The sequence below is a fragment of the Paenibacillus sp. JT22N7 genome, assembly GCF_059383875.1.
Window position 1 is genome coordinate 310234 of record NZ_JBXENY010000010.1, and the last position, 15284, is coordinate 325517.

At 47.0% G+C, this 15284-nt stretch carries 15 protein-coding genes and 1 pseudogene; 4 read left to right on the top strand and 12 right to left on the bottom strand.

Annotated features, from left to right (window positions below; genetic code table 11):
- Window positions 1–2: 2 nt before the first annotated feature.
- The 3 genes from AC50Y5_RS25635 to AC50Y5_RS25645 all read right to left on the bottom strand — a co-directional run bounded on the left by AC50Y5_RS25635 (window position 3) and on the right by AC50Y5_RS25645 (window position 3802).
- Window positions 3–1346 carry an LLM class flavin-dependent oxidoreductase gene (locus AC50Y5_RS25635; RefSeq protein WP_056040097.1) on the bottom strand — a complete coding sequence of 448 codons (1344 nt, stop codon included), beginning with the start codon at window positions 1344–1346 and terminating at the stop codon, window positions 3–5.
- A gap of 23 nt (window positions 1347–1369) precedes the next feature.
- On the bottom strand, window positions 1370–2479 hold the full coding sequence (locus AC50Y5_RS25640; RefSeq protein WP_056039399.1) for an aliphatic sulfonate ABC transporter substrate-binding protein: 1110 nt from the start codon (window positions 2477–2479) through the stop codon (window positions 1370–1372).
- Window positions 2480–2581: 102 nt separating this feature from the next.
- On the bottom strand, window positions 2582–3802 hold the full coding sequence (locus tag AC50Y5_RS25645; protein WP_494864134.1) for an aminotransferase-like domain-containing protein: 1221 nt from the start codon (window positions 3800–3802) through the stop codon (window positions 2582–2584).
- Between the two features lie 220 nt (window positions 3803–4022).
- Here AC50Y5_RS25645 and AC50Y5_RS25650 point away from each other — a divergent pair, with 220 nt between their 5' ends.
- Window positions 4023–4913 carry a LysR family transcriptional regulator gene (locus tag AC50Y5_RS25650; RefSeq protein ID WP_056039393.1) on the top strand — a complete coding sequence of 297 codons (891 nt, stop codon included), beginning with the start codon at window positions 4023–4025 and terminating at the stop codon, window positions 4911–4913.
- Between the two features lie 134 nt (window positions 4914–5047).
- On the opposite strand, the gene fabF is transcribed toward AC50Y5_RS25650, so the two are convergent.
- A complete protein-coding gene (fabF, locus tag AC50Y5_RS25655) occupies window positions 5048–6292 on the bottom strand; it encodes a beta-ketoacyl-ACP synthase II (protein ID WP_494864146.1) in 1245 nt (414 codons plus the stop codon).
- A gap of 149 nt (window positions 6293–6441) precedes the next feature.
- On the opposite strand from fabF, the gene AC50Y5_RS25660 reads away from it, so the two are divergent.
- Window positions 6442–7293, top strand: a complete 852-nt coding sequence (locus AC50Y5_RS25660) for a helix-turn-helix transcriptional regulator (RefSeq protein ID WP_494864135.1) — start codon at window positions 6442–6444, stop codon at window positions 7291–7293.
- A gap of 44 nt (window positions 7294–7337) precedes the next feature.
- On the top strand, window positions 7338–8405 hold the full coding sequence (locus AC50Y5_RS25665) for an outer membrane protein assembly factor BamB family protein (protein ID WP_494864136.1): 1068 nt from the start codon (window positions 7338–7340) through the stop codon (window positions 8403–8405).
- A gap of 57 nt (window positions 8406–8462) precedes the next feature.
- On the opposite strand, the gene AC50Y5_RS25670 is transcribed toward AC50Y5_RS25665, so the two are convergent.
- Complete coding sequence (locus tag AC50Y5_RS25670; RefSeq protein ID WP_494864137.1) at window positions 8463–8951, bottom strand: hypothetical protein; 489 nt, start codon at window positions 8949–8951, stop codon at window positions 8463–8465.
- 401 nt (window positions 8952–9352) lie between these two features.
- On the bottom strand, window positions 9353–10525 hold the full coding sequence (locus tag AC50Y5_RS25675) for a suppressor of fused domain protein (protein ID WP_494864138.1): 1173 nt from the start codon (window positions 10523–10525) through the stop codon (window positions 9353–9355).
- Window positions 10526–10677: 152 nt separating this feature from the next.
- Between AC50Y5_RS25675 and AC50Y5_RS25680 the strand changes: the two are divergent.
- Window positions 10678–11636 (top strand): annotated as a pseudogene (locus tag AC50Y5_RS25680) (IS30 family transposase).
- Between the two features lie 126 nt (window positions 11637–11762).
- Here the strand turns inward: AC50Y5_RS25680 and AC50Y5_RS25685 are convergent.
- The 6 genes from AC50Y5_RS25685 to AC50Y5_RS25710 form a co-directional block, all read right to left on the bottom strand.
- Window positions 11763–12359: a hypothetical protein gene (locus AC50Y5_RS25685; RefSeq protein WP_494864139.1), complete on the bottom strand. Its 597-nt coding sequence runs from the start codon at window positions 12357–12359 to the stop codon at window positions 11763–11765.
- A gap of 10 nt (window positions 12360–12369) precedes the next feature.
- Complete coding sequence (locus AC50Y5_RS25690) at window positions 12370–12489, bottom strand: hypothetical protein (protein ID WP_494864147.1); 120 nt, start codon at window positions 12487–12489, stop codon at window positions 12370–12372.
- Between the two features lie 40 nt (window positions 12490–12529).
- The gene (locus AC50Y5_RS25695) at window positions 12530–12814 is read right to left on the bottom strand and encodes a hypothetical protein (RefSeq protein WP_494864148.1); all 285 of its coding nucleotides are present in this window, start codon (window positions 12812–12814) and stop codon (window positions 12530–12532) included.
- A 158-nt stretch (window positions 12815–12972) separates the two neighbouring features.
- Window positions 12973–13290, bottom strand: a complete 318-nt coding sequence (locus tag AC50Y5_RS25700) for a hypothetical protein (RefSeq protein WP_494864140.1) — start codon at window positions 13288–13290, stop codon at window positions 12973–12975.
- 165 nt (window positions 13291–13455) lie between these two features.
- Window positions 13456–13977, bottom strand: a complete 522-nt coding sequence (locus AC50Y5_RS25705) for a hypothetical protein (protein WP_494864141.1) — start codon at window positions 13975–13977, stop codon at window positions 13456–13458.
- Between the two features lie 4 nt (window positions 13978–13981).
- The coding region (locus AC50Y5_RS25710) for a nucleic acid/nucleotide deaminase domain-containing protein (protein WP_494864142.1) at window positions 13982–15284 on the bottom strand (1303 nt) is incomplete at its 5' end.

Sequence of the window (15284 nt, forward strand, 5' to 3'; positions counted from 1 at the left end):
AGCTATCCCTCCTTCGCCGTATTGACGGTTGCTGCGAACTGGCTGATTGGACGGCGGAGCCCCAGGTGGTCCCGCAGCGTATTTCCCGCGTATTCGGTGCGGAACAAGCCTCTGCGCTGCAGGACGGGAACGACCTGATCGACAAATTCTCCCATGCCCCCCGGCAGTAGCGGCGGCATAATATTGAAGCCGTCGCAGGCTGCGCTGCGGAACCAATCCTCCATGACATCGGCAATTTGCTCCGGCGTGCCTCGCACCTTCATATGTCCACGGGCTACGGCAAAATGCAAGCCAAGCTCGCGAATCGTCTGCTTCGTTCTCCGCGCCGTCTCCACGATGATTTTCGCCCGGCTAGTATTGCCCTCAAGCGGGATATCCGGCAGCTGCTCATCAATGGAATAGCCCGATAAATCCACATTCAGCATTCGTGATAAATACGTGACGCCTGCGGATGGCAATATCAGCTCGTAAAACTCCTCTTCCTTCGCCTTTGCCTCGGCTTCAGTCGCACCTACAAAATACATCAGGCCGGGCAATATTTTCACATCGCTTGCCTCTCTCCCGAATTCGGGAAGCAGCCCCTTCACATGCTTATAGAAGCGGATCGATTCTTCTTTATCCTCGCATGCTGTAAACACAACATCCGCCCCGCTTGCTGCGAACCGTGATCCAGCAGGGGAAGTCCCTGCCTGAATAATGACCGGGCGTCCCTGCGGAGACCTTGGAATATTAAGCGGCCCCAGCACCGAGAAGGACTCGCCGCGGTGCTCCAGCAGATGCACCTTCTCCTTGTCAGCAAACAAGCCTGCTTTCTTGTCCCATAGAAGGGCGTCATCCTCCCAGCTATCCCATAGCGCATTCGTTACATCTAAAAATTCCCGCGCTCTATCATACCTGCTGCCATGCTCCGGCAGCCTCTCCATGCTGTAATTCAGCGCGTCTCCCTCCTTGGTCGAGGTGACCACATTCCAGGCGGCGCGCCCTTTGCTGAGATGATCCAGCGTCGAAAACCGACGTGCGACATTGTAAGGATCATTGAATGTCGTAGATACGGTTGCCGCAATGCCGATTTTATCCGTGATCGCAGCGAGCGCGCCAAGCACGGCAGTCGCTTCCGGGTAGACGAAGCGGGCGCTCGATTCCGCATCGCTCAGCGGGATTGATCCGGAATCCGCCAGAAACAGCATATCCAGCTTGCCGCGTTCCGCGCTTGCCGCCAATTCCTTGTAAAAATCCATACTAATGATTTCATTCGTATCCGTACCCGGATGGCGCCAGGCCGCAAAATGATGGCCAAAAGTAAACACAAAGGCGCCCAGGTTCATTTGTTCGTTCAATTGCTTCATGTCATTGCCACTTCCATCCTGCATTATTTATTCACTGCTGCCTTTATATCTGCCAATGTTTTCGTAATGAAGGTGTTATCAATAACTTTGGACACATCAACCTTCGTTTTAATTTCACCCAGTTCGAACATGAGGTCGGCCGTTTCCTGCTGAAATTTCGTCGCTTCCTCCGAAATCGGAAGATTTGTCGGCTCAGAGCTTGGATTCGCCATGGATGCCCGAATTGTATCCTCGCTCACATTTTTGATTTTGGCGTTCAGGGCAACCGCCTCGTCCAAATTCGCTTTTTGCCAGTCAATTGATTTCTGGTAGGCTTTGAGAAAAGCCTCTACAAGCTCAGGATATTGGTCCGCGAATTCTGTTCGAGAAATGACATAGCCCGGGGTAAACAAGCCGATTGTGGACGACTCGGCTACGATTCGGGATGACCCGCTGCTCGTTTCCTGGCTCCGGTACGGTTCAAAAATAACCCAAGCGTCAACTTGTCCGCCTTGGTACGCCGCCTGTGCATCGCTAGGCTGAAGGTTGACCAGCTTGACATCATCTGGCGAAATGCCTTCTTTCTTGAGCGCATGCTGGAGCAAGCCCCATGAGCTGCTTCCTTTCGCAACAGCGATCGTTTTACCCTTCAAATCTTTAATGGATTGAATGCCGCTTGCCTGCGGAACAAGAATCGCATCAGGTGCTCCGCTGCTGCCTTCGGCAATGGACTTGAAGGCAATGTCGGCCGCTTGAGCTGTAATTGTGCCAATATAGCCTGTACGGACGATATCCAGTCTGCCCGCCGCCAATGCCTCATTGTATTGCGACGCACTTGCAAGCGTCTGAAACTCGACGGTTGCGCCGTATTTGCCGATCTCTTCCGCGAACCAGCCCTTTTCCTTGCCTACGATCATGGGGCCGACCTGGCTGCCCTCAAGGTGGACGACAACGCCTTTGTATTTATCTGCATCTTGCTCCGTCGCAGCAGATGATGAAGTCGGCTCCGCACTTGCAGGTGCAGCGGCTACCTCTGCCGAAGCCGCAGCATTCGTACCCGCCGCTTCCTGCTGCTGGCTGCCGCATGCCGCTAGCAGCAGCACCATAGCTGCAAAAATTAAATAGCTCATTCTAGTTGTCCATTTTGCTTTCATTTATAATTCCTCCTGATTTGCTGGCTGAAACGCCGCCTTTGGATGTAGTAAATTCTGTGTCAAAACTTATACTTTGTATGCTTTTTAAATTTTTCAAGCTTTTCAAACGGTTTGAGCTGCCTGATCGTCCCGATAATCCTGATACGCTTCAGCTAACCGGATAATGCCGAGCTCAAGCACCTCCCCCTCGCAGTAGCTGAACGATAATCTGGCGTAGCGCTTACCGTCCTCCGGCGATAAATAAAACTGCCGACCATCAATGAAGCTGACTCCGCGCTCAGTGGCATACGTTACAAGCTCCCCGGTGTCCACCTCTTCCTTAAACCGAAGCCAGACGAAAAATCCGCCTTCGGGAACCGCATATTCCACCACTCCATTTAAATGCTTGTCCAGTGCAGCAAGCATGCTGTCACGCTGCTCCCGGTATCGGGCAATGAGCTGCTCGATATGCGTCTCAAGCGAATAGCCGCTTAGTAAATTTCCGATAATCTGCTGGGTAAATGCGCTGGCCCGGCTTCCATGAAAGAAGGAGCCCAGCTTGCCTGCGGTATCCTGCGACGCGATCGCCCAGCCCAACCTTATGCTTGGAGCAATCGTCTTTGAGAATGTGCCCAAGTAAATCGTTCTTTGCGGGGCAAAGCTATAAATAGCTGGCAAATAGACAGCTCCAAAATTCAGCTCCGAGTAAGCATCATCTTCCAGAATGAAAAAATTATAGGCCAACGCCAGCTCGGCAAGGCGCTTGCGGCGGGAAAGGGATAAGCTGATTCCGCCCGGATTATGATAATTCGGAATGCAGTACAGCAGCTTCGGAAGCGGCAAATTTGCACGGGCCGACTGCTCAAGCGCTTCCTCCACCAAATCGACTCTGAGGCCCTGCTCATCAATGGGGAACGAGGTAAGCACCGCCTCGCTGGAGCGAAACGTATTCAGAGCACCGAAGAAGGTTGGGGCCTCTACCCAGACGTGATCCCCCGGCTCCAAAATAGCCCGGCAAGCAAAATCGATCGCCTGCCCTGAGCCGTAGGTGACGAGCACCTCCTGCGGAGCGGCATGGATTCCCCGCAAGACGGATCGCTCGGCAATCCATTGTCGAACGACAGCCGGGCCATCCGCTCCCGAATATTGCAGGGCAGCGTGGCCCTGCGTTTGTATGGCATCAGATGCCGCCTGCTGGAGCGCATCATAGGGAAATGAGGCCGATGCTGGAGAGCCGTAGGATAACGGAACGACATCGGTGCGATTGGACGCTTGCGCCGCCCCCATCGGCGCCTGCTGCGGCACTCTTTTGGCAAAACGAAAAGGAGCGAGTTTGTCTGCCATAACTATTTTTCACAACCTCTCTAATGAATGTCATGCTGCTGAATGGCTGCCAGTCTTGCGTTTTCCTGTTAACAGTCTTAAGCCTTATCGTAATTTTGTAATTTCCGATTGGATTGCAAGGATTTATTAATTGAAATGTTACACATTCCTAATTACAATGTAAAATATATAAAAACAATGTTTCCATAACCCGAGCTTATGACAGAAGAGGTGATCTAATATGCGTATTGAACAATTGAGATATTTAGTCGAGGTAGCGCATAGCGGTTCCATTACTCTGGCTGCGGAGAAGCTTCACTTGTCGCAGCCCAACATCAGCAACTCGATAGCCGCCTTGGAAAATGAGATCGGCCTGGCGATTTTTACCCGCACCCGCTCGGGAACCCGCCCGACTGCTGTGGGCAATAACCTGATTCAGATGGCTGAGGATATTTTGTCGCGCTGGGATAACTTCACAGAGACGGCCAAGCTGAACAGCTCGCTTCTGAACGAACGGCTTGTCATCGGGGCGACCTTCGGGGCTTGCACCAGCTTTTTGCCCAAGCTGCTCACCCATTACTCAGAGAAATATCCGCTTGTTGAGCTGGAAATTACAGAAAGCCATCCTAGCGAAATAGAAGAGCGGCTGTTGAGCGGAGACTGGGATGTGGGACTTATTGGAACGCCGGAGGAAATGTCCTTTAAAAATCTGGTCGCCGAAAAGTTTTTAACATGCAAAATTATGGCATGCGTTGGAGGCAAGTCGCCTTTGGCCTACAAAGAGAGCCTTTCCATGGAGGAAATTGGGAAGCATTCGATTATCAGCACCTCGGAGCGTATGAAGGAGGAGCTTCAGGCGTATGGCACGAGCCGGGAAATTTTTCATTCCAAGCATTCCGAGGTTTCTAAACGGGTCATCAGCGAGGGACTCGGCATCGGCTTTTATTTGGATATTTCCTTGAAAAATGATCCTTACGTCATGACCGGGCATATCGTTCCGATCCCGCTTCAGGTCGAGCATCCCGTCGATTTTTACTGGCTGCATGCCAAAAAGAAGCAATCGCTCGCTTGCGAAGCTTTTATTAAAGAGCTGAATGTGCTTATCCCCCAATTTATGCGGATGAATGCTTGAAGAAATAAAGAGCCCCCAATGAGCAGCAGGCGATTCAGCCGCTGCTCATTGGGGGAACAAAAAAATCATATAGAAGCTCAGCTTGACCTTGCGCTACAGCTGTTCATTTAGAATATTTCTCCTAGTGTTTATGGTTACTCCTCAAATTTGCGCATCGCAATGACCGCATTATGGCCGCCAAAGCCGAAGGAGTTCGTGAGGCCGACCTTTATATTTGCACGGCGCGCTTCGTTCGCTACGATGTCTAAATCTCCGCAGGCCGGGTCCGCCTGCTCGTAGTTGATCGTCGGCGTAATGACGCCTTCCTGCAAGCCTTTGGCGAGGGCAATCGCCTGGGCGCCTCCCGATGCCCCGAGCATATGCCCCAGCATCGACTTCGTCGCCGTGACAGCTGGCGGCTGCTTGCCATCGGCTGCAAACAAGCGGCGAATCGCCGAAGCCTCCGAGCGATCGCCAACCTCAGTACTAGTGGCATGCGCGCTAATCACATCCACATCCGCAGGTGCTAGTCCCGCTTCCTGCAGCGCAAGCTTCATTGCCCGGTAGGCCCCATCTCCATCAGGCGGGGTCGCTACGATATGATAAGCATCCGAGGTCGCTCCATAGCCTACTACCTCTGCATAAATGCGTGCTCCTCTGCTTTGCGCATGCTCAAGCGATTCCAGCACCATAATGCCCGCTCCCTCCGACATCACAAAGCCATCCCGGCCGCTGTCAAAAGGACGGCTTGCCCGCTCCGGCTCTTCGTTGCGAGTTGAAATCGCGGTCGCATTGCCGAAGCCTGCAACCGCAATATCCGTTACGGCTGCCTCTGAGCCTCCGGCAAACACAACGTCCGCCCAGCCGCCGCGAATGAGGCGGAACGCCTCGCCAATGGCGGTATTGCCCACAGAGCAGGCAGTAACTGGCGCAAGCGTCGGGCCGAGCGAGCCAAGCCTAATGCTGATTTGCGCAGCTGCCATATTGGCAATCATCATTGGCACGAGCAGCGGACTGACCCGGCCTGGCCCGCGCTGGCGCAGCTGCCCTTCGTTATCCTGCAGCGTCTGCAGACCGCCAATGCCAGAGCCGACATATACCGCAAGCCGCTCACGGTCCAACTGCTCCAGCTGCAAGCCCGAATCGGCAAGCGCCTCTTCCGCTGCCGCGAGGCCAAACTGGGTGAAGCGGTCCATTTTGCGGGCTTCTTTTTTCCCAAACCGCTCCTCCGGATTAAAATCCCGCACTAGACCGGCGAAATGCGTCTTATGGTTCGATGCATCGAATGTATCGATAGGGCCAATGCCCGATTTTCCCGCAAGCATTCCTTGCCAAAACGTCTCTACTCCTACTCCTAATGGCGATACGACACCAAGCCCTGTCACAACGACTCTATTCATCATTTGTTCCCCGCTTTCCAATCATAAACTGCTTATCTCGATTGATTGTATTATGGCAAACGAATTATCCTATTACAAGTTGTCGTTTATCCTAGTATTGGCTATACTACAATAACAAATAACAGCGTAATGGGAAGGGTTTGAGAGTTTTGTCCGATCGTATTCGGCTAGAAGCGCTTGCGTCTTTTCTGAAGGCGAAGCGCGCTGGAATTAAGCCGCAGGCAGTGGGCTTGCCGGCTGGCATTCGCCGTCGCACGCCGGGACTGCGCAGGGAGGAAGTGGCGCAGCTCGCGAACGTCAGCGCAACCTGGTACACGTGGCTGGAGCAGGGGCGGAACATTCATGTATCCACCCAAGTGCTGGAGTCGATTGCAAGCGCGCTGCTGCTGACAGCGGATGAACGCGACTATATTTTTGGGCTGGCGTTTGGCCATCATGCGGGGACGGGCGGAGGCGGCTTGAAGCTGGAAGAGGAGGAGCTTAAGCTTAGCCCTTCGTTGCAGCGGATCTTAACGGAGCTTCGCTATTGTCCAACGATTATTTCCGATCGGCATTGCCATATTGTCGGCTGGAACGAGGCTGCGGCGCATGTATTTGTCGATTTCAAATCGATTCCCTATGCCGAGCGGAACCTGATTCGCCTCCTGTTTACCCGCAAGGAGCTGCGCAGTCTGGCTGTCAATTGGGAAACGTTCGTGGAAGGCTACCTTGCGATCTTCCGCACCTATTACGGCCAATATATGGGCGATGAATGGTATGACCATTTTATCGAGGAAATGTCGCGGCTCCATCCTGAATTTGAAGCATTATGGCAGCGCAGCCAGGTCAGCCGCTCACCGGAGGTCACGATCGAATTCCGCCACTCCAAAACGAGCAAAATGCTGTTCGCGCTGACGTCCTTCCAAGTGCTCGGCAGCGTAGACCTGCGCTGCACCGTCTATACCCCGTTGGAAGGATCAGGGACGGAGGAGAAGCTGCGGCGATTATTGGGTACTACATAATAGCCCCTTATTTTCGATGGATAGGAAAGGACTGATCGTGGAGCATGAACGTATTTCAGATATCACTAGTTGGAGATAACGATGACTTTTGTGAGCCGTCTTATTTTACGGTAGATGGAGACATCATTTATGTCGCTTTGAACAAAAATAAGCCGCAAGCGCCCCAAGTGCTTGCTGGCGAGCTTGCCGCTGTTAATAGGCTGACTGGTGAAATCGTCTGGCGTTATACGCTGCCGAATCATGCGGGATTATGTGATGAAATCAACGCAGCCCCTCTACTGTTGGAAAATAGGATCATTATCGCTTCCCGCTACAGCTGGAGCTCGCTTGATCGGGATACCGGCGCCGAACTTTGGTCCAAAGCTTTTAAAGAGCTTAATAGCAATAACCTGTCTTTAATCGACGGTACGCTTTTCTGCTGCCGCGGCACGGAAATCCAAACCGTTGACCCGTTGACTGGCAAAACGCTGTCTAAACGAAAACATCGGGTTAAATGGCTGGACTCTGCTATTCAAAAGCATCAAGGCAGATACTTCGCAGCTACCGGAAGCTCCAAAATCATTGAGATCGTCCCAAACCAATGGGACATCGCCCATGAATTCAAGTATGCGGGCGGCTGGGCGATCGCTGCAGCTCCGCATTTTCACGGGCAGCTGATGGTTTCCAGCAGCTATGCGGGCGAGATTATCGCTTTCAATTTGGAGAGCAATGAGCCCGAATGGAAAATGAAGAAAAAGGCCGGTTCGCGGCCGCAGCAAGCTTTTTTCGCAGGACAAGCGTTGTTCTACGACGGAAATACGGATCATAGGCTCCAGCTTGTGGAGCTATCTCCGAAGAAAAAGCTTTGGTCCAGACAGCTGACCCGCATGCAGGCTTGCCATATTCGCAGTGAAGCCGAATTTCTTGTCGTATGCCAAACGGCTGATCGAACCTTTAACCTAGGGCGCTTTGACATGCTGACCGGCGAGCTTATCTGCTACGTCACCTCGTTTGGAGAGGGCGACTGGAGCCTGTATCCGTATGATCTCTGGAGCGGCGTTGCCATTTATGAGGATGAACGCTGTATCGTTACGAATTTCAGACCGAATGAGCTCATTGTCATCAACAAATAGCCAGCTTGCTATAATCCACTAAAATAATAAATTGCCAAAACACTAAAATACTAAATTCTAAAATACTAATAACTGGCCTTCTGGCCATTTTCCTTTCCAGCCGCATGGGATATGACCTGATTGATATACTTTTAACAGTTGCGTATAAAATCCAGGCTTGATATAAGGGCTATAGGCATGCTCCATCATAGCTGCAAGCAGGTCCCACTCCACACTTTCATATACCGATTCGTTTAGATGATTATTTTTGGCGTACAAGGAGATATCATTCAAGACTCCATTTTTCAAAAGCTTTTTGGCTTCAATTGTTATGCTATTCCACTGTCTATAGGCGTCAAGATGTTCCTTATGCAGAGCTACGGTTAGACCGTTTCTAATTTCTAATTTGAAGTTATCCCATCTAGAGTTGAGGCTTTTCTCTGCCTCTCTCCAGTTATTTAGACAAGAATACTCAGAATGGAGAATAAGATCCGCCTCTTCCCCACACTTGCTAAACCAAGCTATTTCAGCTATTTGTTCATCGTAGAATTCTTTTACTGTTTTCATAAATTCTCCTTTGAATTCGATTTTATTGTTTTAGGGTGTGTATGCAAAGCGGAGACGGTCTGCTGCTGGTTGCTTAGCGCTTATTCGAGGCCAATCTCATCTGACGATTCATGGCTAAAGGGATCGCAGCCTGCATTTGTTACTGAGATCATTGGGGCGGTGTCTATGGCTGGGGCTAACACCACGCAGTTCGGGAGGCTGCCTGCTCTTTTGGAGGACTGAGGTTCCGCTATTCTGGCTTTTAACCCAATTTTAGGACGTAAGCGGACAGGAAATCCGCTATTGCCCTCAATTCCCCTTCAAAATGGCTTACGGCAGCGTATTAGCGGCCCCTGTGTCCGCAGCCTGTGCCTTTACCCTTGATTCGGTTGAAGTAGCTGCTGCTGTGTCCGCCAAATTTTTCATGTAATACTCACATTTTCTCTGTAAATATCAAGAACATCCGTTATTCCTTTTTCTAACAATAAGCCGATTAAATAATCGCACCCTTTTTCCAAAGCAAGCTTTCTTTCCTCTTCAAATATAGGCACTAACGTATAAAAATGAATTAATCTCCCTTGCTTATCTAATAAATTTTTCAAACCCTGTTCCTGAGGATTACAAACCATCATACACGACAATTTTGTATTGGCTGAAAATGGCTGGGGAGGTTCTCCATTAGGCAATATAACGCCATCCGTTAACCAACCATCATACATATGTGGGATATGCGCTGTTTTTCTTAACCACCCTAATGGCCAGTATTGATTAGAATCACTCATTGCCTTTTTATTTATGGTCCAATTTGACGGCAGCTTCAGTAACAATTCTGCATATTTAAAATCATTAGCCTCATCGGAATCATCCATAGGCAGATCGCTCATACCTGTTGTAAAAAGAGTTGCGAAATCTCTTTTATTAGATGGCGGTATTATATGGATATTGATGGCTACTCTGCTTCCGGGCACAATTTCGCTAATGGTTTCCATGGTTTCCATGGTTTCCATGGTCTCTCCGAAAAATTCGGATACATGCTTAATGATTTCATCATGACTATTTTGCTCGATCATAGTAGTGCTATCTATTTCATTTTCATTGATATCGTTAACGTTTAATAAATGAACAATATCCGTTTGTCCCATTTTACGTGCAAAAGCTAGGGCATCTGTGTTTTTCATCACTTCACCACTATACTTGACACTAGTATCCATGCCACTCTCTATTAAAAGTTTTGCAATATGTACATGTCCATTGCTAATGGCACCGAACAAAGGATTTTTCTCTGGCTCACTTACATCTAAATCAGCACCATTAGCTACGAAATATCTAACTATCTCAAAATGTCCATTTGAGGCGGCTTCATTTATGGCCCCGCCATTAAATACCCCGCCTTGCTTGTTCATATCAGCACCAATGTCTATAAGTCGCTTAACAATTTCAAGCTGTCCTTTGGATGCAGCTACGTGAAGCCACGTTCCAAAAGGAGTCATCATATGAAGTAATTCAGCATTTGTCCCTATTAACTCCATTACTCTTTGAGTATCTCCACGCTTGATTGCAGAGCGTATTTCTTTTCCGATTTGAATTTTATCCATATGTGTTACTTTCTCCTTGTTAGTGTTAGAGAATTTTTTTGAGATTTATAATTGACAGATTGTAATATGAAGTGCGACACATAAAAATGACCCATGACCGATTCGTGTGTAGAATGAAGTTACCACACTACCCCTACACAGGAGAATCAGCCATGAGCTACCAACATCTTACCACAAGAGAGCGAAGCCAGCTAGAAATACTCGATCAATTGGGATGGTCCGCTAGAGCCATTGCACGTAAGCTCGGGCGTCATCATTCCAGCATATCCCGTGAACTCAAACGTCAAGAAACAAGAGAATCTTACTGTGCGAATCGAGCACAAGCATTGTACATGGCCAAGCGAGCAAGTTGTAAGCCCTTGGGTAAATGGAATGCTGAAGGCAGCGGTACATCACGATGAGGCTCGCGGAGACCTGGTCTCCTGAACAGATTGAAGGCAGGATGAAGCGGGACGATCTCCATCTTCATGTATGCCATAAAACGATCTACCGATGGCTATACCAAGGAAAGCTCGTTAAAGGAAATACAGCTTTTCTAAGGCATAAAGGGAAACGTCGTCAACCGCTGGAGAAGCGCGGACGTTTTACAATCGGGTTGTCCATTCACCAGCGCTCCAAAGAGATACGTAAGCGTGAGACCTTTGGGCACTGGGAACTGGATACGGTTGTTTCTAGTCGTGGAAAAAGCAAAGCCTGCGTAGCTACATTCGCTGAGCGTAAACCAAGGTTCTACCACGCGATTAAAATGCAGGATCGTACAGCCTCTTCCATGGAGAGGGCTTATAAACAGGCTGTCCTATCGATCCCGGCAACTGCCTTCGTAACGGCTACCGTTGATCGTGGTAAAGAGTTTACCTGCCACGAACGCCTAACTGCTTTGCATGGCATGAAGGTGTATTTTGCCGATCCTTATTCCTCTTGGCAGCGAGGCACGAATGAAAATGCGAACGGACTGCTAAGAGAGTTCTTTCCTAAGGGCTATGATTTCGCAGACGTTACAGAAGAGGAATTAGCGTGCGCGTTGTTCTTTATTAATAACCGTCCTCGAAAGTGTCTAGGATGGAAAACCGCACACGAAGCTTTTCAGGTTGAAGTGTCGCACTTGGCTTGACAATCTGTCGGATATAAAATTCTAGCATTGATGTGCAAGCGAAGTTAGCAAATTTTTATACGAGCATTTCATAAATTATTACAGGTTATTTTGGATAACACCATCAATCAAGTGATTCCTAACATTCTAATCCCAAAATTCACTCATTTTGTACAATAGAGGGTATGTTTCGTCTTTATCAACTTGATGCCAGCGGATTACTGTAAAATCATCGGATACGACATTTGTTAATTGATGCGATAAAACAATGTGGCTATCATTAGAAAAAAACAATACAAGTCCAACTTCTCTAGGGTGATCCCATTGCAAAGCATTTGTTGTTTCAATTTTAATTATTTCGTATCTAATTAAACTCTGACCAATAATATTTTCAAAATAATCTTCAGAATATTCTTGGTCATATGCTTCTATTGGAAAGAGTTCTTTATCATTCTTCATTAGGTCATCAGTTTCTTCTCCATCGATGCTTTCAGCCCATAATATTACACTACTAACTTTAACATTACTACTGAATCCTATTGATACATTTGGCTCAAACTCAATACAAAAGGGTCCTGTTGTAAGAGAAAATACATCCATTTTATTTATTTCACATTCAGTTGCTGAATCTTCTTTCCTCCACCAGCTATATCGAATTAAATTTTTAACTCTTGTCCCAATTAATAAATCAAGTAAATTTCTTTTGGCAGAAGGGAAAGATGATTCAAAAAAGTTATTTTTCATAAATTGCACCTCATTTATTTTTAGCTACTTCAATAAGTAAATTAATCATTTTCAAGTTGTTATTAGAAGGTTTTGTTTTTGTATAAACTTTGAGTGGGTCTACAATAACAATCTGCCCATCTTCTTTAATTAAAAATGCAGATCATCAATTTTTATTTATTTATCTATCATTATTTTTTTAATATTTCCAAGTCCTTAATGCTATTCTGATTGAGAAGTTTTGTATCAGCTCCATCAACAATTTGTATTTTTTTATCGCTTAATGCAACAATATCTTTTGAACCTTGAGCATATTTGTCCATAACAATTCCTGGCCTTCCATCGATTAATATTTTCTCTCTAGGAACAGTTGGTAACCCCAGTTCGTTTAATTGATCGAGCATTTTCAACTCTTCATCAATTTCAGCTATTGGTTTCTTATCTTTTAATACTGCGACAACTTTATCATCACATATTCAAAAACTTCTTTGTTACCGCCTTCTCCTATTTTCTTTCCTAAATCTGATTTGGATAAAATACCATTACCCGTCCCCTAAGGCGAATCTGTAGGCAGCGGTGGATCATCCAGGATGTGCTTGACCTCATCCGTCCCGCCAGAAACCTCACCTTTAACCTACGCCGCCCCATCAACAAACTCAGCGTCAGCTACAATGCCTTCAACACATTCGAATGCACATATCCGCTCAGTGCCTCCGCCCCTTAACTCATGCCAGGGTCCGTATGCCATGCAAGAAAACAACACATAATGTAGATACTTCGATAAATCTAGCTCACTGAGTATGTTCTGCAAATTCGTTCGATAAATCTTAATATGCTGTGACTTCCTGCCTAATGAACGCTCTTCGCCATACTGTTTTTCATGGTCGCGGCTCCCTTCGTAGAAAAATTGATCTTCTTTCACCCAACGTTGTTCCAGTTTGTATTGCTCCACGATTACACCGTCTTTGTCGACAAAAAGATGGATAGCGGCTTATAAAAAAACCACAAAACGAGTTGCTAGCTCGCATTGTGGCATTATTGATTGTTTTGGACAAAGGTTTTACCAAATTATTGACGGATATTTCTTGATAAAATCCATTACTCTTTTTATAAGGTTTCATAATCCGGTTTCATAGTCTTCTATCAGATGTGACCAATATCCTTCAACATCTTTCATTGTTGCGGGATCAAATTGGTCATACAACCTACGTAATTCACGCGCATATTTTTGTGTACTATATTCACCTTCTTGTCTCATTTTCGTTGCCACTTCATTCCTAATTAAATGAAACAAAAAAAATGTTCTCAAGTTTTTATTAAGCATATAAATTTGGGGATGATGAAGGGATGAAGTAGTAAAAAGTCCATCATTACCATCTTTTAAGTACAGCCCCTTCGAGTTAAGCATCCCATAACTCGCATAATGACCGATTTTAATTAATCTCACACCATCAATAAACGTTATTTGTATAGTATCTGTTCCATAGAATACAAAATCATCAAATTCCTCTGGAACTCCAATACTAACCATAAAGTCAGCATTATCATGACTTATACCAAGACTTACTAATTCAAAGTAGTCATAGTCTCGTATTTCAGAGTCATAATAATCGCAGATCTCATGAATATCAAAATCCATATTCTCACTCCTTTAACTTTTCAAGCTCTTTAGCTAAATCAGCATTTCCTTGATCTCTTGAGGCCTTGTCCCCGTACCCAACACTATAGGTAACTTCAGCATCAGGTAATTCTTTAGCAAGAAGATCTTTACAATTATGACCCTCAATAATACAAGGTTCCCTTTCGGTATACACACGATAGACTTTATAAGTCTGTCCATTTTTTTCTGTGGCAATTTTCTCTTCAATTAGAACCATTTCAGAATGCACATTTTTCTCACGTGCTTTTCCACTTGGCTTTACTTCTAATCTCTTTGTGCTTTCAAAAACCTTCAGAGTACGAACACCATCTATTTCAATCTCTGCTACTACAAGATTTCTTAAATCGTATATTTGATTTTCAATTCGATACTTTTTCGCCATAGAGCTTAAATCTGTTTCTCCATACCCAACTTGTTTTGGAGGTTTTGAATTAGCACCTCTACTTCCCGAACTAGGCTTTACTCCCTCCTTAGTCTCCCAAGTAACATTTTCATTTCCATATTTAGATTTAAAATATGCATCCCAATCTTCGCCGAACATGACTTTCCCACTACCAGCATTACCCGTCCCTTCAGCCTCATTCTTCAAACGATCCGCCAATTCCTTCTTACCCGCTTCGGATTCGCTAAAGAAATCCTTATGATGCTGTGACGGACTGGAAGGTATAGAATCAGGACTTTCATGAAGTTTAACATTTCCTCCAGGACCTGCGGGAACAAGATTGTCACCCATTTTCTTATTCGTCAGAGTATTCTGAAGCTTTTTCCAGCCTGTAGTTGCTGCATCCTTTATATCCAATGCATCACGTATCAGTTTCGCTTTAACCGCATCTGCCGCATTCCCAATCCATCCCGTCATTTTATTCAGCGAATCGCCAAATGCGTTGCCTAAGGTCTTCACGATTTTCGCACCAGCGATCTTGCTACCAATCGCCTTCGTGATCCGTGAATCCATTATACCACCGGTTAAACCGCCGATTCCCATATCCAGCGCCAGTGTGCCAAAGCTAAACCCTTTGCCTTCCATTGTCTGGCGAATGACACTCTCAAAACCATTCTGCACCGCACCAAACGCCATACGTCCACCTAGGTTCGCCATCGGACCAAATGGGCCAAACACTGCCCCAGATATCGCCCCAATGACCGTCTCTCGAAAGGCCGTTGAAACATACGTCCCCATATCGCTGACCTCGCCGCGGGCAATATCCGATACCGCTTGGCTCACGACTGCGGCAGTTCCCGCAATGGCTGCTCCAGCCAATACTGCACCGACAACGACCGCTCCT

What these genes read in the sequence shown, in the direction of transcription:
- AC50Y5_RS25645 (WP_494864134.1), bottom strand. Translation starts at nt 3,802, where the DNA reads ATGGCAGACAAACTCGCTCCTTTTCGTTTTGCCAAAAGAGTGCCGCAG.
- AC50Y5_RS25675 (WP_494864138.1), bottom strand. Translation starts at nt 10,525, where the DNA reads ATGGATAAAATTCAAATCGGAAAAGAAATACGCTCTGCAATCAAGCGT.
- AC50Y5_RS25665 (WP_494864136.1), top strand. Translation starts at nt 7,338, where the DNA reads ATGAACGTATTTCAGATATCACTAGTTGGAGATAACGATGACTTTTGT.
- AC50Y5_RS25650 (WP_056039393.1), top strand. Translation starts at nt 4,023, where the DNA reads ATGCGTATTGAACAATTGAGATATTTAGTCGAGGTAGCGCATAGCGGT.
- fabF (WP_494864146.1), bottom strand. Translation starts at nt 6,292, where the DNA reads ATGAATAGAGTCGTTGTGACAGGGCTTGGTGTCGTATCGCCATTAGGA.
- AC50Y5_RS25640 (WP_056039399.1), bottom strand. Translation starts at nt 2,479, where the DNA reads ATGAAAGCAAAATGGACAACTAGAATGAGCTATTTAATTTTTGCAGCT.
- AC50Y5_RS25670 (WP_494864137.1), bottom strand. Translation starts at nt 8,951, where the DNA reads ATGAAAACAGTAAAAGAATTCTACGATGAACAAATAGCTGAAATAGCT.
- AC50Y5_RS25705 (WP_494864141.1), bottom strand. Translation starts at nt 13,977, where the DNA reads ATGGATTTTGATATTCATGAGATCTGCGATTATTATGACTCTGAAATA.
- AC50Y5_RS25685 (WP_494864139.1), bottom strand. Translation starts at nt 12,359, where the DNA reads ATGAAAAATAACTTTTTTGAATCATCTTTCCCTTCTGCCAAAAGAAAT.
- AC50Y5_RS25635 (WP_056040097.1), bottom strand. Translation starts at nt 1,346, where the DNA reads ATGAAGCAATTGAACGAACAAATGAACCTGGGCGCCTTTGTGTTTACT.